Here is an 8,993-nt window from a genome sequence, read left to right as displayed (position 1 = left end):
CACAGCTTGTTGCAGAAGTTGCGGTAGCCGTCGAGCCGGCCCATGTCGAACTTGATGTCGCGCCCGGTGGTGGCCTGAGAGAGGAAGGTGTAGCGCAGCGCGTCGGTGCCGTGGGGCTCGATGCCCTCGGGGAACTCGTCGCGGGTGGCCTTGGCGATGGCCTTGGCCTTCTGCGGCTGCATCATGTTGCCGGTACGCTTCTCGAGCAGCTCGTCCAGGGTGATGCCGTCGATCAGGTCGATGGGGTCGAGCACGTTGCCCTTGGACTTGGACATCTTCTGGCCCTGGCCGTCGCGCACCAGACCGTGCACGTAGACGGTCTTGAACGGTACCTCGCCGGTGAACTTGAGGGTCAGCATGATCATCCGCGCGACCCAGAAGAAGATGATGTCGAAGCCGGTGACCAGCACGCTGGAGGGATGGAAGGTCGCCAGTTCCGGCGTCTGCTCCGGCCAGCCCAGGGTGCCGAAGGTCCACAGGCCCGAGCTGAACCAGGTGTCGAGCACGTCCTCGTCCTGGGTTAGGGCGAGGTCGGCGGGGAGGCCGTGCTTCTCGCGCGCCTCAGCCTCGGTACGGGCGACGTAGACGTTGCCCTCGGCGTCGTACCAGGCGGGAATGCGGTGGCCCCACCACAGCTGACGCGAGATGCACCAGTCCTGCAGGTCGCGCATCCACGAGAAGTACATGTTCTCGTAGTTCTTGGGCACGAACTGGATGTCGCCGTTCTCCACCACGGCGATGGCGGGCTTGGCCAGGCTCTCCACGGCGACGAACCACTGGTCCGTGAGCAGCGGCTCGATGACGTCGCCGGAGCGGTCGCCGTAGGGCAGGGTGTTGTTGACCGTCTCGATCTGCTCGAGCAGGCCGGCGGCTTCCATGTCGGCGACGATCTTCTTGCGCGCCTCGAAGCGGTCGAGGCCGGCGTAGGCCTGGGGCAGGCTGGGGTCGATCTCGGGTAGCGGGCGGCCCTGGATGTCGAAGGCCTCGGCCTGGGGCAGGATCGCTGCGTCCTGGGTGAAGACGTTGATCAGCGGCAGGCCGTTGCGGCGCCCCACTTCGTAGTCGTTGAAGTCGTGGGCCGGGGTGATCTTCACGCAACCGGAGCCCTTCTCCATATCGGCGTGCTCGTCAGCGACGATGGGGATGCGGCGGCCGACCAGCGGCAGCTCGACGTACTTGCCGATCAGCGAGGCGTAGCGCGGGTCTTCGGGGTTCACCGCCACGCCGGTATCGCCGAGCAGGGTCTCGGGGCGGGTGGTGGCGACCACCAGATAGCCGAGACCGGCATCGGTCTTGACGCCGTCGGCCAGCGGATAGCGGAAGTGCCAGAACTGGCCCTGCTGCTCGCGGTTCTCGACTTCGAGGTCGGAGATGGCGGTGTGCAGGGTGGGGTCCCAGTTGACCAGGCGCTTGCCGCGATAGATCAGGTCCTCTTCATAGAGGCGCACGAAGACTTCCTGTACCGCCTTGTAGAAGCCGTCGTCCATGGTGAAGCGTTCGCGCGACCAGTCGACGCTGGCGCCCATGCGGCGCAGCTGGCGGGTGATGTGGCCGCCGGATTCGTGCTTCCACTCCCACACCTTGTCGATGAAGGCGTCGCGGCCCAGGTCGTGGCGGCTCTTGCCCTCTTCGGCGGCGACCTTGCGCTCCACCAGCATCTGGGTGGCAATGCCGGCGTGGTCGGTGCCCACCTGCCACAGGGTGTTGTTGCCCTGCATGCGGCGCCAGCGGATCAGCGTGTCCATGATGGTGTCCTGGAACGCGTGGCCCATGTGCAGGCTACCGGTGACATTGGGCGGCGGGATCATGATCGAGTAGGGTTCGCCCGCGCCCGAGGGGGCGAAGCGGCCGTCGGCCTCCCAGCGCTCGTACCAGCGGGATTCGATCTGCTCGGGTTGGTAGGTCTTGTCCATGGGGCGTTCCGGGTCCAGAAATGATCGCCGCCGGGTCGTGGGGGCCGGGCGGCGGGAAGTCGTCGAAAGCGTGCGAAAAATGGCCACGATTATAGCGCGATGGGGCGCTTGACGTCAGCCAACCAAGTGGCCATTGCCAGCGAAGCTGCATGGAAGCGGGGCTGATCCGGGGGCAGGCCTGCGAGGAGGCGCTGTGAACCCATCCCTGGGCGCTATCTTCGCCATCCATGGCGAAGAACCTCCTCTTCGGCCTGCCCCCGGCGCCCCTCACCTCGGCGCCCCTCACCTCGGCGCCCCTCACCTCGGCGCCTGAGGGCTCAGCCGCGTAGCTGATGTGCCTTCACGGGATAGCCGCGCTGCTTGTAGGTCTGCCAGCACTCGCGCTTGGCGACGAGCACCTGCTGGTGCTGGTTGATGATCTCGGCGACCCGCTCGAAGCGCGAGAACCACTCGGGGATGCCCGGGGCGAGGTTGAGCAGCGCCATGGGCGCTTCGGCGCTGGGCTCGGGCGGCCGTTCCCAGCCGATGGTCACCGCCACGCTCTCGGCCATCTCGCTGCCGAGCAGGGCGTGGGGCAGGTAAGCCTCGGGGCGGAAGGTCCACAGCCGCTCGTCGAGGTCACTGGCCATGGCCTCGTCCTCGGCATGCAGATGCAGCCGGTAGCCCTTGCCGGCGATGGTCTCGGCCAGTCGGCAGGCGAAGTCGAGCCGCGCCTCGAGGGTTGTATCAGGCAAGATATAGAAGTCGACCTGGGTCATGGGACTCTCTGACCTCGGTGGCAGAGGGGCTTTGTCGGCGACAGGGTTACGAGGAGGCGCTGTGAACCCATCCCTGGGCGCTACTTTTGCCATCCATGGCAAAAGACCTCCTCTTCACCCTGTCCTCGACGCCCCTCGTCTAGGTAGCAGACTCGAATGTCATTAACGAAGCGTGGATTCCCGTCGCGAGCGATGAGAGGCTGGCCGCCGCCGGAGCGGAGCGACCGGAGTTGACTGTTGCTCAATGAGGATCGTGACGGTCCGACGCTTCGGCATCGCCGGCGGCCAGGATCTCGAGCGCAGCAGGGAATCCTTGTCAGACCAGCTTGGTCAACCAACCGTGCTTGTCTTCGGCCCGGCCGTACTGCAGATCGAGCAGCTTGCCGCGCAGGCGCTTGGCGATCTCGTTGCCGGCGTCGGGCATCTGGATGGTGCCCTCCTCGGTGACCAGCTGGCCCACCGGGGTGATCACCGCAGCGGTACCGCAGGCGAAGACTTCACTGATCTCGCCGGAGGCCACGCCGTCGCGCCACTCGTCGATGCTGATGGCGCGCTCTTCCGGGGTCAGGCCTTCGTCGCGGCCGAGGGTCAGCACCGAGTCGCGGGTCACCCCCTCGAGGATGGTGTCGGTCAGGCGCGGGGTGACCAGGCGGCCGTCCTTGTAGACGAAGAACAGGTTCATGCCGCCCAGTTCCTCGACCCACTTGTTCTCGGCGGCATCGAGGAAGGCGACCTGGCTGCAGCCGTGCTTCTCGGCTTCCTTCTGCGCGGCCAGCGAGGCTGCGTAGTTGCCGCCGCACTTGGCGAAGCCGGTGCCGCCGGGAGCGGCGCGCTTGTAGTGGGAGGAGAGCCAGATCGACACCGGGGCGATGCCGCCCTTGAAGTAGGCGCCGGCGGGGGAGGCGATCACGTAGTAATCGACTTCCTTGGCCGGGCGCACGCCGAGGAATTTCTCGCTGGCGATCATGAACGGACGCAGGTAGAGGCTCGATTCGTCGGCTTCACTGCGAGGGGTCGGCACCCAGGCGTGGTCCTGGGCGAGCAGGGCCTTGAGCGAGCCGACGAAGTCCTCGTCGGACAGCTCGGGCAGTGCCAGGCGACGGGCGCTGCGACGGAAACGCTCGGCGTTCTTCTCAGGGCGGAACGACCACACCGAGCCGTCCGGGTGACGGTAGGCCTTGATGCCCTCGAAGATCTCCTGGCCGTAGTGCAGCACGGCGGCCGCCGGGTCGAGGGTCAGCGGGCCGTAGGGCCGCACTTCGTGGCCGTGCCAGCCGGCGTCGGCCGTCCAGCGCACGTGGGCCATGTGGTCGCTGAAGTGCAGGCCGAAACCGGGGTTGGCAAGGATGTCGTCGCGAATGTTGTCTGCCGCTGGCGTGGCGGTGGGCAGCGTGTCGAAGGTGGCGTTGGGCACGGCAAAAAGGTCTCCGCTATGCCGGTAGTCCGGCGTTTTGTTGAGCTTGTCCGCGCTCCGGACGTGTCGGTCCGAAGCGCGCAATGGGTTCAGATGTAACGGTTGGCGCCGGCGTTGGCAACCCTGGCGGCGTCAGCCGTCGTTTTCGACCTGGCGCGACTCCTCCTCGCGGTCGAGCAGGTACTGTGTCAGCAGCCCCACCGGGCGGCCGCTGGCGCCTTTCTGCTTGCCTGAGGTCCAGGCGGTTCCGGCGATATCGAGGTGTGCCCAGGGGAACTTGTCGGCGAAACGCGAGAGGAAGCAGGCCGCGGTGATGGTGCCGGCCGGGCGGCCGCCGATGTTGGCCATGTCGGCGAAGTTGGAGTCGAGCTGCTCCTTGTACTCGTCCCACAGTGGCAAGTGCCAGGCGCGATCCCAGGCCGCTTCGCCGGCATCGAGCAGATCCAGCGCCAGGTCGTCGTCGTTGGAGAGCAGGCCGGTGGCGTGGTGGCCCAGGGCGATGATCGCCGCGCCGGTGAGGGTGGCGATGTCGACCACGCTGGCAGGCTCGAAGCGCTCGGCGTAGGTCAGGGCGTCGCACAGCACCAGACGTCCTTCTGCGTCGGTGTTGAGCACCTCCACGGTGAGGCCCTTGAGCGTCTTGATGATGTCGCCGGGCTTGGTGGCGCGCCCGTCGGGCATGTTCTCGGCGGCGGCGACGATGAACACCAGGTTGAGCTTGGGGCGGATGCCGAGAACCGCCTTGGCGGTGCCGAACACGCTGGCTGCGCCGCACATGTCGAACTTCATCTCGTCCATGGCTTCGCCGGGCTTGAGCGAGATGCCGCCGGTATCGAAGGTAATGCCCTTGCCCACCAGCACGTGGGGGGCCTCGTCGGCATCCTCGGCGCCCTGATACTTCATGACGATCAAGCGTGAAGGCTGTTCGCTGCCGCGACCCACCGAGAGCAGGCTGTGGGCACCTAGCTCCTCCAGCGCCGCCTCGTCGAGGATGTCGACCTTGAGAGCGCCGCCCGATTCGCGCTCGAGCTGCACGGCCTGGTCGGCCAGGTAGCTCGGCGTGCAGACATTGCCCGGCAGGTTGCCCAGGGTGCGGGTGTAGGCTACGCCTTGGCCTACGGCATCGCCGATGCGAGCGCCCTCGCGGGCTTCATCGGCAGCGTCTGCCTCGCTGAGCAGCAGGGTGATGCGCTCGAGCTGCGGACGTGGCGCCTTCTCCGACTTGAATTCGTCGAAGCGATAGACAGCGCGCTGGGCGGCCTCGGCGGTCATGCGTGCCTTCCAGGCCACGCTGCGCTCCGGCACCGGTACGTCGGTAAAGGCGACTGCCACGTCTTCCACCGGCAATCCGGCCAGGGCGGTGAAGGCCGCATCCAGCGCCTGGATGAAGGTGCGCTCCTGGCACTTTTCACGCTCGCCCAGCCCCACCAGCAGCAGGCGGTCGGCGCCGAGGCCCGGGGCAAAGGGAATCAGCTGCACGCTGCCCGGCTTGGCGTCGAAATCGCCGCGCTCGATCAATTGGCCGATCAGCCGCTCGCTGGCGTCGTCGAGCTTGGCGGCAGCGGGCAGCAGGTCGCCATCCTTGAACACGGGGACCGCGAGGCAGGCCGATTCGGCCTTGGCGGGATTGGCCGTCTGAACGGGGAATTCCATGATGACTCCACAAGACAAGCGATGGGGGATTCTGGATAATGCCGGCACGGCACCGGGCCTGCCGAATTTCCCAAGTGTACTCAAGGCTTGGCGCCATTGCATGGAAGACCGCCTGCATGATTATTTTTCGTTACTTGACCCGCGAGATCCTGCTGACCATGGCCGCCGTCGCCGGTGTGCTGCTGCTGGTCATCATGGGCAGTCGATTCATCCGCTACTTCACCGACGCCGCGGAGGGCGACATCCCTGCCGCCATCCTCGGCAACCTGATGCTGTTCCACCTGCCGGGCTTTCTCGAACTGATCCTGCCGCTGGCCTTTTTTCTCGGCATCCTGCTGGCCTATGGCCAGCTCTATCTCAACAGCGAGATCACCGTGCTGGTGGCCTGCGGCATCAGCCCGGCCCGACTGTTTCAGGTGAGCCTGGTGCCGGCCACCCTGGTGGCGGTGCTGGTCGGGCTGTGCAGCCTGTGGCTGACGCCGGCCGGCGCGCTGCACAATGCCGTCATGCTCGAGGAGCAGCGCAGCCGGCTCGATTTCACGGCGTTGGCCCCGGGGCGTTTTCAGGATTTCGGCGGCGGTCGCACCGCCTACACTCAGTCTTTCAGTGACGATGGCAGCCGCATGCAGGAAGTCTTTATCAGCGAGCGCCAGCGGCGTCGCGACGGCACGCCGGAAACCGCGGTGACCCGAGCCGGCAGCGGTTACCAGACCGTGGATCCCGACACCGGCAGCCGCTTCCTGGTACTGGCCGACGGCGAGCGCTACAGCGTCGATCCGGGGCGCTTCGAGGCCGAACGGCTCGAGTTCGAGACCTATGCCGTGCGACTCTCCCTGGGCCGTGAGCGGCGTGAGTTGGAGTCGGCAGAGTACGCAAGTACACGGGAGCTGCTGGGCGACGACTCCGATCGAGCCCGGGCGCAACTGCAGTGGCGGCTCTCGCTGCCGCTGATGGTCTTCATCCTGACCCTGATGGCGATGCCGCTCTCGCGGGTCAATCCGCGCCAGGGGCGCTTCGCCAAGCTGCTGCCGGCGATCTTCCTGCATGTCTGCTATCTCAGCCTGCTGCTGGCGGCGCTGGATGCCGTCGGGCGCGGGACGCTGCCGGCGGCCATCGGCATGTGGCCAATCCACCTGGTCTTCCTGGCGCTGGGCCTGGGCCTGTTGATGCACAACCAGCGAAGGGGAATGCGTTGATGCTGACGGATCGTCTCGACCGCTATATCGCGCGCAATGTGCTGGGGGCGATCATCGTCGTGCAGGTCATTCTGCTCGGCCTTGACCTGGTGATCTCCTACATCAACGACCTCGATGACGTCGAGGGCAACTACGGCGCCTTCCAGGTGCTGCTCTACCTGCTGATGCGTGTGCCCTGGCGCTTTTATCAGTATGCCCCGGTGGCGGTGCTGATCGGTGCGCTGATCGGGCTGGGCAGCATGGCCTCCAGCAATGAGCTGACGGTGATGCGCGCCGCGGGCCGCTCGCTGGCGCGCATCCTGTGGGGCGTGATGAAGCCCATCATCCTGGTGGTGGTGGTGGTGCTCGTGGTGGCCGAGTACGTCAGCCCGCGCACCGAGCAGTTCGCCAGCGCCTGGCGCCTGGAGCAGATGCAGGGCGAAGGTGCCGTGCTGGTCCAGCGTGGCGGCTGGCAGCGCGAGGGCGATAGTGTCTATCGCTTCGGCGCCATTCGCGCCGACGACACCGTGCTCGACCTGACCCGCTACCGCTTCGAGGGGCGCCAGCTGCGCGAGGCCATGGTGGCCGAACGAGCCGTCTGGCGCGACGGCAGCTGGCAGCTGGAAGAGGTGGGTATCACGCGCTTCTTCGACGACCGCACCGAAGCGGAGCATCGCGCCCAGCACCCCTGGGAGACCAGCCTGACGCCGGCCCAGCTCAATCGCCTGTTGCTGCCTATCAACAGCCAGGCGCCCAGCGAGCTGTGGGCCTACGCTCGTTTCCTGCGAGACCAGGGGCTTCAGGCAACCCAGCCATTGCTCTATTTCTGGCAGAAGATGCTGATGCCGCTGATGATGGGCTCCCTGGTGCTGGTGGCGGCCTCGTTCGTGTTTGGCCCGTTGCGCACCGTGGCGGCCGGCACCCGGGTCTTCTACGGCGTGATCGTAGGCCTGACGTTCAAGTACCTGCAGGACCTGCTGGCCCCGGCTTCGATGGTGTTCGGCTTCTCCCCGGTGTGGGCCGTTCTCACGCCGATACTCTTCAGTGCCGGGCTGGGACTCTATCTGCTGCGGCGCAGCGGCTGAGGCGCGCCGCCCGGGATCACTCGCTCACCTGCTCTCGGCCGGTGAGGCATGGGAAGGAAAGCGATGCAACGACGTTTCAATCAGCTTGACGATGTGTGGCCGGCAGGCCTGGCCCGGCGCCTTGGCGCCATGATCTACGATGCCTTCCTGGTGGCGGCGATCTGGATACTGCTTACCGTGCTGCACGTGGCCTTCGTGCGCTATGTGATGGGGCTGGGCCCGGAGGAAGTGGGCGCAGGAGAGGCGCAGCGCCTGGTCCTGCAGCTCCTGCTGCTGGCCGGCGCTTTCGTCTTCTTCGCCTTTTTCTGGATGCGCGGCGGGATGACCCTGGGCATGCAGGCCTGGCGGCTACGCGTGCAGACCCTCGACGGTTACACCATTACCCAGGTGCAGTGCCTGGTGCGCTACCTGGTGGCCTGGGTATCGCTGGCGGCCTTCGGCCTGGGCTATCTGTGGATCCTGTTCGACCGTGAAGGCCGCAGCTGGCCGGACATCGCCTCGGGTACCCGGGTGGTGGTGCTGCCCAAGCGATGAAATGACGCGGATCAAAAAATGTTCGATTTGCCCTTGCGACAGCCTATGCGAATCATTTACATTTAATCTCGTAAGCACAGTGAGGTGATGTCGATGTACGTATGTCTCTGCAAGGGCGTATCCGACCGCAAGATCCGCGAAAGCGTCTCAGACGGCGCACGCAGCTGGCGCGAAGTCCAGCAGGAAACCGGGTGCGGCACCCAGTGCGGCAAGTGCGCCTGCGTCGGCAAGGCCATTGCCCGTGAAGCCATCACCTCGGAAGTCATGGCCTCTACCCACGATCTCGCCTACGCCGTATAGGCTGTTGGCGGCCTGGCCGGCCAGGCCGATGCCAATCCTTATCATTCTTTTTGTGATTAATCCAACTGCTTATCGCAGTTGGATTTTTTGCGTGTGCGCCAGGCATGGCGCGCAGCGCCTTACTGGCGCTGTTCCCGAGGGTGGTGCCTCGGGATGACTTG

Annotated in this window: 8 protein-coding genes; 4 read left to right on the top strand and 4 right to left on the bottom strand. The window is 66.1% G+C overall.

The features are described from left to right. The 4 genes from H1D44_RS20295 to H1D44_RS20280 form a co-directional block, all read right to left on the bottom strand. Positions 1-1,913: valine--tRNA ligase (locus tag H1D44_RS20295; RefSeq protein ID WP_181517087.1), on the bottom strand; the 1,913-nt coding region annotated here is incomplete at its 3' end. A gap of 317 nt (positions 1,914-2,230) precedes the next feature. Beyond that, positions 2,231-2,671 (bottom strand): DNA polymerase III subunit chi, encoded by a 441-nt coding sequence (locus H1D44_RS20290; RefSeq protein ID WP_181517086.1) that lies wholly within the window; start codon positions 2,669-2,671, stop codon positions 2,231-2,233. 316 nt (positions 2,672-2,987) lie between these two features. Next, positions 2,988-4,085: a branched-chain amino acid aminotransferase gene (locus H1D44_RS20285; protein WP_181517085.1), complete on the bottom strand. Its 1,098-nt coding sequence runs from the start codon at positions 4,083-4,085 to the stop codon at positions 2,988-2,990. A gap of 132 nt (positions 4,086-4,217) precedes the next feature. Further along, on the bottom strand, positions 4,218-5,738 hold the full coding sequence (locus tag H1D44_RS20280; RefSeq protein WP_181517084.1) for a leucyl aminopeptidase: 1,521 nt from the start codon (positions 5,736-5,738) through the stop codon (positions 4,218-4,220). Between the two features lie 116 nt (positions 5,739-5,854). On the opposite strand from H1D44_RS20280, the gene lptF reads away from it, so the two are divergent. The 4 genes from lptF (at position 5,855) to H1D44_RS20260 (ending at position 8,832) form a co-directional block, all read left to right on the top strand. After that, positions 5,855-6,934, top strand: coding sequence for an LPS export ABC transporter permease LptF (gene lptF, locus H1D44_RS20275; protein ID WP_181517083.1), 1,080 nt, complete (start codon positions 5,855-5,857; stop codon positions 6,932-6,934). Then, positions 6,934-7,998, top strand: coding sequence for an LPS export ABC transporter permease LptG (lptG, locus tag H1D44_RS20270; RefSeq protein WP_181517082.1), 1,065 nt, complete (start codon positions 6,934-6,936; stop codon positions 7,996-7,998). Before lptF ends, lptG begins: the two co-directional genes overlap by 1 nt. Positions 7,999-8,061: 63 nt before the next feature. Beyond that, complete coding sequence (locus H1D44_RS20265) at positions 8,062-8,532, top strand: RDD family protein (protein WP_181517081.1); 471 nt, start codon at positions 8,062-8,064, stop codon at positions 8,530-8,532. 93 nt (positions 8,533-8,625) lie between these two features. After that, positions 8,626-8,832: a (2Fe-2S)-binding protein gene (locus H1D44_RS20260; protein ID WP_181517080.1), complete on the top strand. Its 207-nt coding sequence runs from the start codon at positions 8,626-8,628 to the stop codon at positions 8,830-8,832. Positions 8,833-8,993 lie beyond the last annotated feature (161 nt).

The sequence above is a fragment of the Billgrantia kenyensis genome, from assembly GCF_013697085.1.
GTDB classification, from domain to species: Bacteria; Pseudomonadota; Gammaproteobacteria; order Pseudomonadales; family Halomonadaceae; genus Halomonas; species Halomonas kenyensis.
Note: the sequence above shows the minus strand (reverse complement) of the source record. Positions and strands in the feature narration are given on the sequence as shown.